Raw genomic sequence first — 15,552 nt, forward strand, 5'->3', positions numbered from 1 at the left:
TAGCGAGAGTTATATCTGTTCCAGCTCAATTAAAGTGCCGCAAAAGTCTTTTGGGTGCAAAAAGAGCACCGGTTTGCCATGGGCGCCTGTTTTGGGAGCTCCGTCTCCTAAAACAGTTGCCCCATCGGCAACCAACTTGTCGCGAGATGCCAATATATCATCCACCTCGTAACACAGGTGGTGCATTCCACCTTGAGTGTTTTTTTGCAAAAACTTTTCGATAGGAGAGTTATCTCCCAAGGGCGCTATAAGTTCTATTTTGGTATTGGGTAGATTGACAAAAACGGTAGTAACGCCGTGCTCAGACAAGTCTACAGGCTCGGAAATCTCTGCGCCCAGTGTATCCCGATAGATACGGCTGGCGGCTTTTATGTCTGTTACCGCAATGGCGACATGGTTTAGTTTGCCAATCATGTTTTGCTTCTCTTAAAAATATCTAACAACTTTTCTGCAGCTATCGTCGGTGGTATATCACCCTGTTTTACAGACCTTTCAAACGATTTGGCAGCAGACTTTACGTTGGTGTTGGTACGCAACTCAGTTACCAGTCGCTCAGCCATTTCGCTCCATAGCCACTCAATATTTTGTGTGTTTCGCTGTTTTGTGATGTGCTCTCCTAGGGAGGAGAAATACGTTTCTATCCGTTGCCAAACAGTTAAGAACTGTGTGCCGTTAAGGGCTGATAAGGCTTCTACTACTGGACTCCAGTGTTCACTTTTTGGTTGTAGCAGCCCCAGAACAGATTGATAGTCACGGCTGGTTTTTTCAGCCAGCTTAGTGGATGCACCGTCCGCTTTATTAACTAAAATCAAGTCCGCCAGTTCGATCACACCGCGCTTTATACCTTGCAGATCATCACCGCTCCCCGGTTGCAGCATCAATACAAACATATCCGTCATATTGGCCACTGCGACTTCAGACTGGCCAACCCCGACTGTTTCCACAAGGACAGTATCAAAACCGGCTGCCTCGCACAGCAGCAGATTTTCGCGAGTGCGCCGTGCTACTCCGCCCAATGTGTTGCCCGCGGGCGAAGGGCGAATATAGGCGTTGGTTTGCAGCGCCAGCTTTTCCATCCGGGTTTTGTCGCCCAGAATGGAACCGCCATTGAGGGTGGATGAAGGGTCTACTGCCAGTACCGCCACTTTGTGGTCTTTTTCTACAAGGTAGCAGCCAAGAGCTTCAATAAAGGTGGATTTGCCTACACCAGGTGACCCAGAAATTCCAATGCGTCGGCTGTTGCCCGTGTGGGGCGTTAAAATTTCCAGCAGTTGCAACGCTTGCTGGCGGTGATTAGGTAGAGTCGATTCTACCAGCGTAATCGCTTGTGCCAGTGCACGGCGATCACTGTTAAGAAGCCGCTGCGCCAGTTGTTCAGGAGTCTGGTCAGGCATCAGATAGACAGGCGTTCACGGAGCAAGGTGACAATTTCCTGCGCAGCGCTGGGAATATGAGTGCCGGGGCCATAAATAGCCGCTACCCCGTGGCTGCGTAGCTCATCGTGATCCTGTGGCGGAATTACCCCGCCGCAAATGACCACAATATCTTCAGCGTTTAGCTCTTTAAGAACTGTGATAAGTTGCGGCACCAGGGTTTTATGGCCCGCGGCCTGGGACGATACCCCGACAACATGCACGTCGTTTTCGATAGCCATGCGCGCCGCTTCTTCGGGGGTTTGAAACAGTGGGCCGATATCGATATCAAAGCCCATATCCGCAAATGCAGTGGCGATAATCTTGGCGCCGCGGTCGTGGCCATCTTGCCCTAACTTGGCCACCAACATGCGCGGCCGGCGGCCAGTTTGTTCGGCGAATTCTGCCACCAATTGTTGTGTTTTATGCACCTCGCTGCCCTCTTGAAAATCGGAGCTGTAAACGCCACTGATGGATTGTATATCCGCTTTGTGCCTGCCCCATACTTTTTCCAGTGCCAGGGATACCTCACCCACGGTTGCCTGCGCGCGCATGGCATCCACCGATAGCGCTAGCAAATTTCCAGTGCCACTTTCTGCTGCTTCGGTAATTTTTTGCAGTGCCGTCTGGCAAGCGATTTCATCTCGCTGCTTGCGTATTTGGGTTAGACGAGCTACTTGGGCTTCCCGTACTGAGCTGTTGTCGATATCCAGCAGATCAACATCTGGCTCTTGCTCCAGCTGGTATTTGTTGACGCCGATCACCACATCCTCGCCACGGTCGATGCGCCCTTGCTTTAGGGCTGCTGCCTGTTCGATACGCAATTTAGGCATACCTGACTCAACGGCTTTGGTCATGCCGCCTAATTGCTCTACTTCCTCGATAATTTTAAGTGCTTCATGTACCAATGAGTCCGTAAGGGATTCGATATAGTAAGAGCCAGCCAATGGATCCACCACATTGGTCAGACCGGTTTCTTCCTGAAGTATTAACTGGGTATTGCGGGCGATGCGGGCAGAAAAATCCGTAGGCAGTGCCAGTGCTTCATCAAACGCATTGGTGTGCAGCGACTGGGTGCCACCCAGTATCGCAGACATCGCCTCCACCGTGGTGCGCACAATATTGTTATAGGGGTCTTTGCTGGTCAGGCTAACACCGGAGGTTTGGCAGTGAGTGCGCAGCATCAGCGACTTGGGGTTTTGCGGATTGAAGTTTTCTGCCATTAATTTTGACCACAATACCCTGGCGGCACGTAGCTTGGCAGCTTCCATAAAGAAATTCATGCCGATGGCGAAGAAGAACGATAATCGTGGCGCGAAGCTGTCCACATCCAGGCCGCTGTTAACGGCGGTGCGCACATATTCAATGCCGTCGGCAATGGTAAATGCAAGCTCCTGAGCCGCAGTCGCACCCGCCTCGTGCATATGGTAACCGGAGATGGATACCGAGTTGAACTTGGGCATCCTCACAGCGGTATAAGCAATAATATCCGAGACGATGCGCATGGACGGTTCGGGCGGGTATATATAGGTGTTGCGCACCATAAATTCTTTGAGGATATCATTTTGCAGAGTGCCGGAAAGCTGAGCGACTTCGACACCCTGTTCCTCCGCAGCAACAATATAACTGGCCATAATTGGCAATACCGCGCCATTCATGGTCATGGATACCGAGACTTTATCCAGTGGAATATCGTCGAACAGAATCTTCATGTCCTCGACGCTGTCGATAGCCACCCCGGCTTTACCCACATCGCCGGTAACCCGTTCGTGGTCGGAGTCGTAGCCTCGGTGGGTAGGCAGGTCAAAGGCTACCGAGATGCCCTGTTGGCCCGCTGCCAAATTGCGTTTGTAGAAGGCGTTGGATTCTTCGGCGGTGGAAAATCCGGCGTACTGGCGAATGGTCCAGGGGCGGCCACGATACATGGTGGCGCGGGGGCCGCGCAGATAGGGTGGGGAGCCAGGGTAGCTGTTCAGATGTTCAATGCCATCAAGGTCGCTGGCGGTGTAAAGAGGTTTTATGGCAATGCCTTCAGGGGTATTCGTTGACTGATCATCCACAGAGCTGGAATGCAGCTCTTTTGTGGCGGCTTGTTGCCATTGTTGCTGTGGAGATTTGTTTTGCTCAGTCATAGTGAGTTCCGTTGTTGTTGATCCCCGCTGAATGCAATATTACCTCAACAGCTGCTAACCACAGTTCTCGCAGGTCACCTCAAACAGCGCTTCGTCTTCAAGCCGCATCATGCGCAGCTTGCCGCCCCACACACAGCCGGTATCCAAGGGGTAAAGATTGGTACCACAGTCCTGACCTTCCAAAGCTGCCCAGTGGCCAAAGATGATTTTATCGTGGGCTGCTTTGCGGTTTTCGTGAAAGAACCAAGGGGCGTAGCCTTTGGGCGCTTGTTTGGGGCCGAGCTTTTGGGTGAGTTCCAGTTTGCCCTTGGCTGTACAGAAGCGCATTCGGGTGAGGTAGTTAGTAATTACCCGCAGGCGATCTGTACCTTGCAAGTGCTTTGACCACTTGGCTGGCGTGTTGCCATACATGGCTTCGAAGTAGGGCAGTGGGTTTGGGCCGCGCAGCACTGCTTCCACTTCCTCCGCCAGGCGCTTGGCCTTTTTAATACTCCACTTGGGTGGGATACCCGCGTGTACTAAGCAGTAGCCCTGATCGTGGATAAGCAGCGGTTGCTGTTGCAACCAGTGAAGCAGATTGTCCCGGTCTGGTGCGTCGAGTATTTCTTGCAAGGTATCTTTCGGGCGCAGAGTGGCGGCGCCAGATGCTACCGCCAGCAGATGCAGATCGTGATTGCCCAATACCATGCGGAAAGCGTCGCCGAGTTTGTACAGATAGCGCAGGGTTTTTAATGACTTGGGGCCGCGGTTGACCACATCACCAGCGGCCCAGAGTTGATCTTGTGTGGGATCAAAGTCGACTTTTTTAAGCAGTTTTTTCAGGGGCTTTAAACAGCCCTGTAAATCACCAACAACGTAAATAGCCACGGGTCATATTCCTTGATGAGGCCAATTCAATGTACTGCTCCCGGTGCGGCTAATACAAACAGTGGGATAGTGGCGTCAAAGGTGTCGCCATCTGGAGTAGTCATCTGGTAGCTGCCCGCCATAGTGCCCACCGGGGTTTCCAGAATCACACCGCTGGTGTAGTGGTAGCTGGTGGCCGGGCTGATATGAGGTTGTTCCCCAACCACGCCAATGCCCTGTACTTCCTGACGTTGATTGTTGCCGTCGGTGATATGCCAGTGGCGCGATAACAATTGCACACTCTCATCGCCAAGATTGGTAACGGTAATATGGTAGGCAAAGGCGTAGCGGTTGCGCTTAGGCTCCGATTGGTTGGCTAGATATTCGGTTTGTACAGTTACTTGTATCGGGCAGTCGCTCATGGCTGGATTTATGTTGTTTTCCCGGGTTCCGCTTTGAAATTTGTAGCCCGGGTGCAGCGTAGCGAAACCCGGGGGTCGTTTTATGATTTGAAATTAGCCAGCTCGTTACTGAGGCTTACAAAGTCTTTAACTGCAAGTACTTCTGGCCTCAGGTTCAGGTCGATAGCCAGTGTAGCCAGTTGTTCTGCCGGGGCAAAGTGTTTGAGGCTGTTGCGCAGGGTTTTGCGGCGCTGTTGAAAACAGGTGCTGACCAGTTTATGCAGCAGTTTAGGGTCTGCTGCGACATAAGGTGGTTGCTTGTAAGGCAGCAAACGAACAATAGCGGATTGCACTTTCGGGGCGGGGTGGAAGGACCCCGGTGGTACGACAAACAGCGGCTCTATCTGGCAATGATATTGAGCCATCACCGTGAGGCGGCCGTAGGTTTTGTCACCGGGGCTGGCGGCCAGGCGATCCACAACTTCCTTTTGCAGCATAAAGTGCATATCACTGACGTTGCCTGCATAGCCTAGCAGGTGGAAAATCAATGGCGTGGAGATGTTGTAGGGCAGGTTGCCGACAATCCGCAGAGGTGTTTCATTGCACTTGAATTGTAGAAAGTCAGTTTTTAGAGCGTCGCCTTGGTGGAGCTTGAATTCCGGATAGTTGTGAAATTTATCCGTCAGCAGAGCGGCCAGATCTCTATCCAATTCCACCACTTGCAGCTGTGGGCAGCGGTCTAGCAGAGGTCTTGTTAGTGCACCTTGCCCTGGGCCAATTTCGACCAGATTGTCGCCATCTTTGGGGTTAATGGCGGCGACGATTTTTTCAATAATATTGTCGTCCACCAAAAAATTTTGGCCAAAGCGCTTGCGGGCGCGGTGGTCGGTTAAGTCAGTGTGGCGGGTTCTGCTATGCAAAGGTGTTTGCTCGGTATAAAGCAGGTTATGGAGAGTCTTTCAGAACCGCTGACGGCATGGATGCCGTCGACGAGCTTACATGGATGTATTTACAGCGAGTTCTGAAAGACTCTCCATTGCCTGCGATGGATTGGTAAGAGCGTCAATTTTGTCAGTTGTCGGATGACGCATTAAGCATGGTTGCCGCATATTCTATCGCAGTCTCAAGACTGCCGCAGTCGATGTTGCCAGTGCCTGCGAGATCCAAGGCAGTGCCGTGGTCGACAGAGGTACGAATAATGGGCAGGCCCAGAGTGATATTTACTGCGGCACCAAAACCCTTGTATTTCAATACCGGCAATCCTTGATCGTGATACATGGCCAATACTGCGTCAGCGGATTCCAGGTATTTTGGGGTGAATAATGTATCGGCAGGTAGCGGGCCAACAAGATTTATTCCTTGTTGCCGCAGCTTTTCCAGGGTTGGTTCAATAACGTCTATTTCCTCTCGCCCCAAGTGCCCGCCTTCTCCCGCATGGGGGTTGAGTCCACATATCAGGATTTGGGGGTGGGTCAGCCCGAATTTTTGCTGCAGGTCGGTGTGCAAAATGGCTATCACCTGTTCCAGCAGCTCACTGGTTATGGCATCAGCGACGTTTTTAAGTGGTAGATGCGTGGTAGCCAGCGCCACTCGCAAACCTTCAGTGGCCAGCATCATCACCACTTTCTCGGTGTTGGTTTGTTCAGCCAAAAACTCCGTGTGGCCGGAGAAAGCAATACCCGCGTTGTTAATAACACCTTTATGTACTGGGCCCGTAATCAATGCATTGCAATCACCCTGGATGCATTGAAGGGTCGCCTGTTGCAAGCAAGCTAATACATAGGAAGCGTTATTAGGGTTCAGTATTCCTGAGGTACAGGGGGTAACCAGTGGGACAGGGTATACAGCCAGTTCCCCCGGTTTTAAAGGCCGCGGCTGATTGCCGGGTTGTCGCAGGTTGAGTGGCAGGCCTAGGGTTTCTGCCCGTTGTTGCAGTAGTTCTGGATCGGCAAAAACTACGAGCTCGTGGGGTGATGCCTGCTGAGCTAATAAAATGGCTAAATCAGGCCCGATCCCGGCAGGTTCGCCGGGTGTGAGGGCCAAACGCAACGTCATTACAACTTTAACTCGATGTAAAAGTCAGAACGCATTTCCTGCAACCAGATAGCTTTCTCTTCATCGAACTTGCTGTTGCGAATGACGTCGGCAAACCGGTTTTGCATCGCAACTTTGCCGAAGTCCTTCTCTCGGCGCTCGGTCACTTCCAGAATGTGCCAGCCGAACTGGCTGCGGAAGGGAGAGCTGATTTCATTGGTTTCTACCGATTGCATTACCTGCAAAAATTCCGGTACCAGCAAGCCTTCCTCTACGGTTGCCCAGCCCAGGTCACCGCCTTGTTGCTTGGAACCAGGGTCTTCGGAAAATTCTTTGGCTAAATCAGCAAAATCTTCGCCGTCGGCAATACGTTGGCGCAGTGCTGACAGTTCTTCGTAAGCGGCCTCGTCGTCGCGGATGGCGTTGGTGGGTACCAGAATGTGACGGACCTTGTGCTGTTGCAACATCATCTGAGGTTCGCCGCCTTTGCGATCATGCACTTTCAGAATATGTAAGCCAGCGTCACTGCGAATGGGATCAGAGATATCGCCACTGTTCATATCAGCAACCGCCGGGCGGAATTTCGCAGGTAATTGCACCGGTTTTTTCCAGCCCAGGTCACCGCCTTTCAGGGCGTTCGGGCCTTTGGAGTGGGTAATCGCCAGTTGCTGGAAATTGGCGCCTTCACGCAACTGTTTCACGAGGTTGTCAGCGTCTGCCGTGGCGGATATGACTTCTTCTTTGCTGGCACTTGCAGGCAGAGGCAACAAAATATGGCCGATTTGGTAGCTGGCAGCAGTAGATGCCTGGCCTTGCTCAGAGGCCATTAGTTGTTCAATTTCCTGCAAGGATACGGGAATGCTGGCTTTGATCGCCTGTTCTTCGATGCGACGAATCACCAGTTGGTCGTGAATGTTGCGCCGCAGATCCGCCAGGCTATCTCCCTGTTGGTGTACCAGCTCTACCAATTGATCCAAGGTGATGCTCTGTTGAGAAGCGAGGGTTTGCAGGTGCTGGTTGATTTCCTGGTCGCTGACTCGCATACCACGTTCTTCCGCAAAGTTCAGAAGCAAACGCTCGTCCACCAGTTGTTCAAGAATCTGCTTTTTCAGCTCATTTTCTGGCGGTGGATCAATATTTTGCTGTTGTAAGCGCTTCAATACGTCTTGCAGTCGGTTTTCCAGCTCGCTCTGCATCACCACATTATTGCCGACAATAGCCACTGTTCGGTCCAGGAAAATCTCCTGAGCCTGACTTGAGATGCTGAAGGTGAGTGCACTGGTCAGTGCCAAAGCGCATATGTGCTTGTTGAGTACGATTTTCATAGCGGTATTCTTTAGATCATTGCTCTTCGGGTTGATAGCCGTAAATGCCTTCTTCCAATAGATCATCTACTCGACTACTGGTTCCTGCCAGGCCTTTTAGCTGTATTTGGAAAAAGATACCCTCATCTTCTTCCAGGTTGCTGCTGGGCAGCAGGCGCAGATCGTCGCGCTGGATCCAACGCCGCGCCACAACACTGGCACGCCAACAGCAACTGTTGTATTCCACACCGGCAAAAGTTTCAAGGTTACGGCTATTGGTAAAGTCGTAATTCCAACGAGCGATCAGGCTCAGATTGCCTACCAGTGGGTAAATTGTGGAGATGTCACCTTGCTCAATATTCTGGTCTTGTAAGAAGGTAAACGCGGGATCGGTAGCGCTGCGTACAACCCGTGCAGTATTGCGAGTGTAACGGTAGCCCAGATTGAAAATACGGTTGTTGCCGTCATTGTAACGGAAACCCACACTGCCTCGATCAATGCGGTCCAGGTCAGTATCCCAAGTGGTGTCGCCAAGGAACTGCCAGCGGTCGGAGATTTGCCAGTTTAGCTCTGCAGCGATGGGAGAGCTATTACGGGTGAGGTTGTTGATATCGATCGCAGACCTTTCATTGATAGTGTCATCATTTTCATTCACCACGCCATCGCCATTGCTATCCAATTGCAAAATATCAGTAAGAACAGCGTTTTCAATTTCCTCATTAAGGGTAGTAGTGCGATCTTCAAAATAGAAAATCTGGCCAATGCTAGCACTTAACCACTCCCGGCCATTGGTGTCGATAAAGCGTGTTGTCAGGCCAAAGCTCGCTTGTTTGCTGTCACCCAGGCGATCACCGCCGCTAAAACGGTCTTTGCGCCACAGTGAACTAAAGCCAAATGTCTGCTCGCTAGTGTCAAAATCCGGTAAATCAGTTTGGACCTCTTGTTCCGCGTAGAGCAGGAATAGCCTCGGTTCCAGAGTTTGTGTGTGACTGTCCGAATCGCGCTCAAAAAACAGGCCGGTATCTATGTAGGCCAGTGGTGCTGTTGCTGATGGTGAGGTGTCCGGTAATTGCCCAAGATTCTCATCCAGGTTGTAGCTGATATGGCGCAACTCGACGCCGGGGGTAAAGAAGCCCCATTGCCACTGGTTTGCCCACTCCAATCCCCAGTCAAATCGAGCACGATCGCCAGTTTGGAAGCTGGTTTCATCGCTGTGTTCAAAAGCCACCGCGTGTTGATTCAATGTCAGGGTAACGCCACCACCCAAGTTGTAGGTGCCGTTGGCGTCGATTCGAGGCAGTTGTTTAAACGGCTCACTAAACGGCTGATCGGGGTCGATAAATATGGTCTGAAACTGCTCCCCTTTAAAGGAAAACTGCCAGTTATCGGTGTTGTAGCCCAATTGCACTTTCTGCGTCAGGTGGGTGGTGCTGTTGTCTTCCAGGGTGTTTATGCCCAGGTCGCGAATAAACAGATTATCGCTGACCTTGGTGTAATCCACTTCGGTGGTAAATGTGCCATTGCCCAAAGGTAATGAGCCATTATGACGAAGGATGCGCGACCAGCGATCTTCACCGATGGTGCTTTCCAGGGAGTTATTGCTGCTATCTCCGCCGTCGTCGTCACCAAGCCAGGAAGCCTGCAGTTCTGTATAGCCCCAGCTGGACAGGTGGCGAAACTCGGCTTCAATCATATTGCCCCGCTCCTGAATGTAACGGGGTGTCAGTGTCAGGTCGTAGTTATCCGCCAAGTTGATGTAGTAGGGCACCGAAAAGTCTGCGCCATTGCGGCCGCCAACTCCAAAGTTGGGGAATAACAAGCCGGTCTGGCGTTCATCCCCCAGCGGAAAGCGTACCCATGGCAGGTAAATAATGGGAATGTCTTTTACTTCAATGCGCACATTGCGTGCGGTAGCGGTATTTTTTTCGGTGTCGATGTCCACACGGCCAGTCACCAGTTGCCAAGCGTTGCTGTCGGGGGGGCAGCTGGTGTAAGTCACGTCCTCAATTCGGTAGTTTTCATCTTCGCTGCGAACCAGTTGGCTGGCGGTACCGCGAACCCTGGCTTCTGGAAACACAAAGGCCGCGTTGTCCACTTCAACCGCGCCGGACTCCATATTGAGTTTGGCGCTGTCGCCCATCAACAGCAGGTTAGGCTCGCTGATACGGATATTGCCGTCGAAGTTCGCGGTATTGTTGGGGGCGTCAATCACGCCTGTGTCACTGTTGAGCGTGCGGTTGCCTTGGGTGATATCGACATTGCCCTTCAGGGTAATCAGCTTTTGCGATTCCTGTTGCCAATCGGCCTGGACATTTACCGGTGCAGTGTCCGGATTGTCACTGCCGTCCACGGATTTCTGTGGAGCCACATAAATGCCGCAACACCCGGTGGCAATTTGCTGTTGTTGCTCTTCGGTCAGCTGGGACTTTTCTACCCAGCCCAGGCGTTGGGCCAGAGGTGTAGATGAGGCAGTCGGCTGCGATTGACTGGGAGCGGGCAAACGGACTGGATTAACACCAGCGCTGGGTGCCCGGCTGTCTTCGCCCAGCTGTCGACAGTCCCAACCGCTACCGTCTTCACTGGGCTGGCAGTCCCACTCGACGTCCTGTTGGGCAACAGCAGGCAGTGTGATGGCCGATACCGCCAGCAGGCTTAAATATCGGGTTACGGCTAAATGAAGTGGCCTGCGAGAGAGAGCGGGTAAAGGCATGAGTTGCGACTTGTCGGCTGTTGTTATGGGTAATGGTTATGGACAATTGTTATACGCGATACAAACGACCATTGTAACCGAACGGTATACAGATGACAGGTCGCAAACAAGGATAAATAGAGTTGTTAACACGTCTCAACAGAGAGGGTAGAATCAGTGCCCTTTTAATGAGCTGTTACATCATGGCCCCTGACACTCAGGCCCTTGAGCGCTGGCTTTTGGACTACATTCCCATATCCGTATCACTGGACCAGGCGTTGCGGTTGTCGCCCCTAGCAGGTGATGCGGGCTTTCGGCGTTATTTTCGCCTCAATACCCAGCCGTCGTTGATCGCAGTTTGGGCACCGCCAGAGCAGGAAAATACCCCGAATTTTGTCAGCAAGGCACTGGCTTTACAGGCGCAGGGTGTTTATACCCCGCGGGTATACGCCGTAGACTACTGCCGTGGCTATTTGTTGATTGAAGACTTTGGCGATCATCTGTTTGCCCACCAGCCTGCTGAACATCTGGATAAGCGTTGCTACAAAGCGTTTGACACCCTGCAGGCAATCCAGTCCATGGATATCCAACCCCAGGTGTTTTCGCTCTATGATCGGCAACTACTGACTCTGGAACTGTCTCTTTTTCCTCAGTGGTTTCTCAGTGAGTTGTTGCACCTGGAGCTGCGCTCGGATGAGCAGCAACTGTTGGAGCAACAGGGCGAGCTGTTGATCCAGAATGCCCTTGAGCAGCCTCAGGTAGTGGTTCACCGGGATTTCCACTGCCGCAATTTAATGGTGTTGGCGGATTCACAGGTAGGGGTGATCGACTTTCAGGATGCGGTGGTGGGTGCTGTTACCTATGATTTGGTATCGCTTTTGAAGGATTGCTACCAGCGCCAGCCTGTAGAGTGGGTGCAGCAGCAAGCGCTGGCTTATGCCGAGCGGCTTCGTCAACAGGGTCAGTTAGCTGGGGTTGGTGATTCCCAGTTTTTGCGTTGGTTTGACTGGATGGGGCTGCAGCGTCACTTGAAGGTACTGGGTATTTTCGCCCGCCTGTCACTCCGGGATGGAAAGCACCATTATCTCAATGATTTGCCACTGGTGATTCGCTATACCCTGCAGGTAGCAGAGCGCTACCCGGAATTGGAGCCGTTGAATCAGTGGTTCCGTGAACGTGTACTCCCAGCATTGCCTCAACACAGCTGGTACAGCGACTGGAATGTGGCAGGCCAAGGGAGAGCATAAAACGTATGAAGGCAATGATCTTAGCGGCGGGTTTTGGCAAACGCCTGAGACCGCTGACTGAAACCACGCCCAAGCCGCTACTCAAAGTGGGTGGCAAGCCGTTAATTGAATATCACATCGAACGCTTGGCCACTGCCGGTATCCGTGAGGTGGTGATTAATACGGCTTGGCTGGGGCAACAAATTGAAGATTACATTGGCGATGGCAGTCGCTACGGTGTACGTGTTCAGTGGTCACCGGAAGGGCAGCCCTTGGAAACCGGTGGCGGTATTTTTAAGGCGCTGCCCCTTCTGTTGGATGACCAGCTGGGTGAACAGCCCTTTTTGGTGGTCAATGGGGATGTGTGGACGGATTACCCGTTTCAGCAGCTAATCGATCGTGGTCTGAACCAAAACGAAGAGGCCCATCTGGTGCTGGTGCCAAATCCGCAGCAACATCCCAATGGGGACTTTATTTTGACGGATGGCCACAGGGTTCACTACCCGCAGCAGCCAGGTAAAGACACTCGGACATTCAGTGGTATTAGCTTGCTCAGCCCAACTCGCTTTTCTCAGTATTGCCCTACAAACCCTGCTTTCCCCCTTTGGGAGGTGCTGCGCCCGGTTATGGAAGATGGACAAATTACTGGTCAGGTATACGATGGCCAATGGTGGGATGTGGGTACCGTTGAGCGGCTTCGCACCCTGGATGCCCTGTTGACCCCGGGGCAAGACTAATGACATCCCTGCTGTTGCCTGGAAGGCAGTTTTGGACGTGGACATTTGCAGGCTCGCTGGCGCTGATTGCAGCGTTGTCGCTGGCCCCCATGTCTGGTGGTGAGCCCTGGTTTCCCCACCAGGATAAACTGCACCATGGTCTTGCGTATGTGTATTTCTACGGTCTGGGCTGGTGGGCGCTATTTTACAACCGGGGCTTTTCTGGGCAAAGAAATTTGGCGTTGCTGTTACTGGGCTATGGGATACTGATCGAGCTGTTGCAGGGGGCAACGGGGTACCGCTCAATGGAGTGGTTGGATTTATTGGCCAATATCCTCGGTATTGGTACAGGCTGGTTGCTCGTCAGAGCAGTGGCAAAGCAGCTCTTTCAGCGCTTAGCTCATCGGTAATTCGGCGCAACCAATGCCCTGTCATCGACCTTCTGGTGTGTATTCTCCGCCAACCACCTGAATAGGCTGTTGAGACGTGCCGTCGGTCACCCAGGCGGCAATCGCGTAATTATCTGATGGGTGCATAATCATTGGCAGGCGACCGTTCCAGCCATGCTTGCCGACTGGATAGCTGCCGAAACCCACCACCACAAAATCGTGAGCCAGGGTTTTATTGCGGTTTTCTCCGCGAGTCACTTTATTGTTCAGGCCCATGCCCAATATGGCGATATTGAGTTCGCGACCATTTTTGCCATCAAAGCTAGCACTGAATGTTTTACCGTCGATCGACAGTGCCAAATTACCAGCTTGTACTGGCTTTGCTGTTGGCAGCGCGCTTTGGTGTTGGAAAAAGCCTCGCCATTCTCTGCCATTCAATAAAAACCCAGGGGTGTAAATATTGGAAATCGCACCGGTGCTGGCGTAGTTGCGTTGGCGTTGGTCGTACTTTTCGCTGGCGAAATCATCTTCCCAGCCAATCCAGTCCCAGTAGGCGACATGAAAGGCAACGGGTACAAATTGGGTCCACAAGCCACTGTTTTGCTTCTGTCGAGATAGCCAACGATCTGCCGGAGGGCAGCTGCTACAACCTTCAGAGGTGTAAAGCTCCAGCAGTTGCACCTGCTGTTTGCCACTTTGGTAGGTTTCTGCGCTGGCAAATCCGCAGGCAAGTGCCAGCAGTACAGCCGCCAGGATTGTTTTTGGGTGCATGGGTATCTCCGCTCAATGCACCTTAGTACCTGTCGGGCCGCGGTGGTTCCGTTAACTTTGTTAGTTCTGAGGTGTTACTGCCATTTTTACAGTGGCACCGGACAAGGCAGGGGTGCCAGAAAGGTTGAGTACCAACTCGGTGAGGTTTTGCCAGGGGTCGTCGCCAGCGAGACCTTTTATGGATTGGTCGGTATTGCGGCACAGGCGCAACATGGCTCGCAGCTGGGGCCCCTGCAGGCGTCGCAGTGCTTGTTTATAGACGGGTTGGCGTTTGTCCCATACCCCGGCGCTTTTTAGCGCTCGTTCCAGGTGTTCACCGTTGCGATGGGCGTCACTGGCTTTTAATAAGATACGGATTTCCCGGCTCAATGCCCAGAGTATTACCGGCGGCTCGGAACCTTCCTCTCGCAAACCACGGAGAGTACGAGCCGCACTTTGGGCATCCCCCATAAGGATTTTATCCACCAAGGCGAATACATTGTATCGAGCACTGTCTGCCACAACCGTCGACATGGTGGTGGCGTCCACTTCGTTGTCACTGGTTAGCAACTTCAGCTTTTCAATTTCTTGCACCGCGGCCAACAGGTTGCCTTCCACTCGGTCAGCCAGTATCTCCACTGCCTGCTGGCTCGCTTTTATTCCGGCTTGTTGAAGGCGCTGGCCAATCCAGCGAGGCAATTGGTTGGGTTGTACGGGCCAGGTTTGTACCAATACTCCGCAGCTGTCTAATGCTTTTACCCATTTACCCCGCTGGGTAGCCGCGTCCAGTTTGGGGGCAATCACCAACAGCAGGTTATCGGCACTCGCATGTTGGCAGTACTCCTGAATAGCCTTGCTGCCTTTGTCGCCAGGTTTGCCGGTAGGGATGCGCAGTTCAAGAATTTTTTTGTCGGCAAACAGGGACAGGCTGTTGGCTTCGGTAAGTAACTGATTCCAGTCGAAACCCACTTCACCGTGAAACAGTTCCCGCTCGTTAAAACCCTGGGCACGAGCGGCAGCACGAATGGTGTCGCAGGCCTCCTGTACCAACAGTGGTTCTTCGCCAAATACCAGGTATACCGGCGCCAGTTGTTGCAGGTGGCGGGATAACTGTTCAGGCTTGATCTTCACAGTGGCTCAGGGAGTCTGTTTGGACAATGCCAGTAAGCGGCGAGTAAGCTGACGCACCAGATCAGATAGCAACTCTTGCTGCACCAGTTCGGACTCATCGGCTTTGCCGATAATCTGACTTTCATCAAAGTCCAAAGAGCGCTCTGCACGCAGAACCGTATCGGGAAGCAGTACATCGCCGTTACTGCCCAGTACGGTGACGGTCACTTCTTCCACCACAGTTTGTTCCGCAGCACGAGCACTGCTGGTAATACTGGCGGTGCGGCTGTCGCTGGATTCTCTTACAACAACCACTTGGTATTGGGCGTCTTCCGGCTGTTCAGTGATGGTAATGCCCTGGCTGTTGAAATCGTTCTTCAGCAAGCGGGCAAAACCACTATGGGGCATAGCGGAGCGTATATGAACACTTTCCAGCCCTGCTGCATCCAAGCCGCCGCGGAGGTGCCAGCCGCAGGCAGTGGTAAGCAGCAAACCAGTGAGGATTAGCCCGTTAATCACTATTTTTTTCATGTTTTGCACCTG

The 15,552-nt window shown here is 52.5% G+C and carries 15 protein-coding genes; 3 read left to right on the forward strand and 12 right to left on the reverse strand.

Going from position 1 to position 15,552, the window contains the following annotated elements:
• Positions 1-9 precede the first annotated feature (9 nt).
• The 9 genes from mce to KFE80_11165 all read right to left on the reverse strand — a co-directional run bounded on the left by mce (position 10) and on the right by KFE80_11165 (position 10,839).
• Positions 10-414, reverse strand: a complete 405-nt coding sequence (gene mce, locus KFE80_11125) for a methylmalonyl-CoA epimerase (GenBank protein UTW44926.1) — start codon at positions 412-414, stop codon at positions 10-12.
• A complete protein-coding gene (meaB, locus tag KFE80_11130) occupies positions 411-1,394 on the reverse strand; it encodes a methylmalonyl Co-A mutase-associated GTPase MeaB (GenBank protein UTW44927.1) in 984 nt (327 codons plus the stop codon). Before meaB ends, mce begins: the two co-directional genes overlap by 4 nt.
• Positions 1,394-3,544 carry a methylmalonyl-CoA mutase gene (gene scpA / locus KFE80_11135; GenBank protein ID UTW44928.1) on the reverse strand — a complete coding sequence of 717 codons (2,151 nt, stop codon included), beginning with the start codon at positions 3,542-3,544 and terminating at the stop codon, positions 1,394-1,396. Before scpA ends, meaB begins: the two co-directional genes overlap by 1 nt.
• A gap of 54 nt (positions 3,545-3,598) precedes the next feature.
• Positions 3,599-4,411: a symmetrical bis(5'-nucleosyl)-tetraphosphatase gene (locus KFE80_11140; protein UTW44929.1), complete on the reverse strand. Its 813-nt coding sequence runs from the start codon at positions 4,409-4,411 to the stop codon at positions 3,599-3,601.
• 26 nt (positions 4,412-4,437) lie between these two features.
• Positions 4,438-4,812 carry a Co2+/Mg2+ efflux protein ApaG gene (gene apaG, locus KFE80_11145; GenBank protein ID UTW44930.1) on the reverse strand — a complete coding sequence of 125 codons (375 nt, stop codon included), beginning with the start codon at positions 4,810-4,812 and terminating at the stop codon, positions 4,438-4,440.
• Positions 4,813-4,892: 80 nt separating this feature from the next.
• Complete coding sequence (rsmA, locus tag KFE80_11150; protein ID UTW44931.1) at positions 4,893-5,711, reverse strand: 16S rRNA (adenine(1518)-N(6)/adenine(1519)-N(6))-dimethyltransferase RsmA; 819 nt, start codon at positions 5,709-5,711, stop codon at positions 4,893-4,895.
• Positions 5,712-5,862: 151 nt separating this feature from the next.
• Positions 5,863-6,846 (reverse strand): 4-hydroxythreonine-4-phosphate dehydrogenase PdxA, encoded by a 984-nt coding sequence (gene pdxA, locus KFE80_11155; protein UTW44932.1) that lies wholly within the window; start codon positions 6,844-6,846, stop codon positions 5,863-5,865.
• A complete protein-coding gene (locus KFE80_11160) occupies positions 6,846-8,150 on the reverse strand; it encodes a peptidylprolyl isomerase (protein UTW44933.1) in 1,305 nt (434 codons plus the stop codon). Before KFE80_11160 ends, pdxA begins: the two co-directional genes overlap by 1 nt.
• A 16-nt stretch (positions 8,151-8,166) precedes the next feature.
• A complete protein-coding gene (locus tag KFE80_11165) occupies positions 8,167-10,839 on the reverse strand; it encodes an LPS-assembly protein LptD (protein ID UTW44934.1) in 2,673 nt (890 codons plus the stop codon).
• A 182-nt stretch (positions 10,840-11,021) separates the two neighbouring features.
• Between KFE80_11165 and KFE80_11170 the strand changes: the two genes are divergently transcribed.
• The 3 genes from KFE80_11170 to KFE80_11180 all read left to right on the forward strand — a co-directional run bounded on the left by KFE80_11170 (position 11,022) and on the right by KFE80_11180 (position 13,170).
• Entirely contained in the window at positions 11,022-12,065 is a 1,044-nt protein-coding gene (locus KFE80_11170) for a phosphotransferase (protein UTW44935.1), read from the forward strand.
• Between the two features lie 5 nt (positions 12,066-12,070).
• Positions 12,071-12,781 carry a nucleotidyltransferase family protein gene (locus KFE80_11175; protein UTW44936.1) on the forward strand — a complete coding sequence of 237 codons (711 nt, stop codon included), beginning with the start codon at positions 12,071-12,073 and terminating at the stop codon, positions 12,779-12,781.
• A gap of 89 nt (positions 12,782-12,870) precedes the next feature.
• Positions 12,871-13,170, forward strand: a complete 300-nt coding sequence (locus KFE80_11180) for a VanZ family protein (protein ID UTW46704.1) — start codon at positions 12,871-12,873, stop codon at positions 13,168-13,170.
• Between the two features lie 21 nt (positions 13,171-13,191).
• Here the strand turns inward: KFE80_11180 and KFE80_11185 are convergent, their stop codons facing one another.
• The 3 genes from KFE80_11185 to KFE80_11195 are packed head-to-tail and all read right to left on the reverse strand — an operon-like array spanning position 13,192 to position 15,540.
• Entirely contained in the window at positions 13,192-13,920 is a 729-nt protein-coding gene (locus KFE80_11185; GenBank protein ID UTW44937.1) for a DUF1223 domain-containing protein, read from the reverse strand.
• A gap of 60 nt (positions 13,921-13,980) precedes the next feature.
• On the reverse strand, positions 13,981-15,030 hold the full coding sequence (locus tag KFE80_11190) for a DNA polymerase III subunit delta (protein ID UTW44938.1): 1,050 nt from the start codon (positions 15,028-15,030) through the stop codon (positions 13,981-13,983).
• A 6-nt stretch (positions 15,031-15,036) separates the two neighbouring features.
• Positions 15,037-15,540, reverse strand: coding sequence for a hypothetical protein (locus KFE80_11195; protein UTW44939.1), 504 nt, complete (start codon positions 15,538-15,540; stop codon positions 15,037-15,039).
• Positions 15,541-15,552 lie beyond the last annotated feature (12 nt).

The organism is bacterium SCSIO 12696, from assembly GCA_024397955.1.
Classification (GTDB): Bacteria; Pseudomonadota; Gammaproteobacteria; order Pseudomonadales; family Porticoccaceae; genus SCSIO-12696.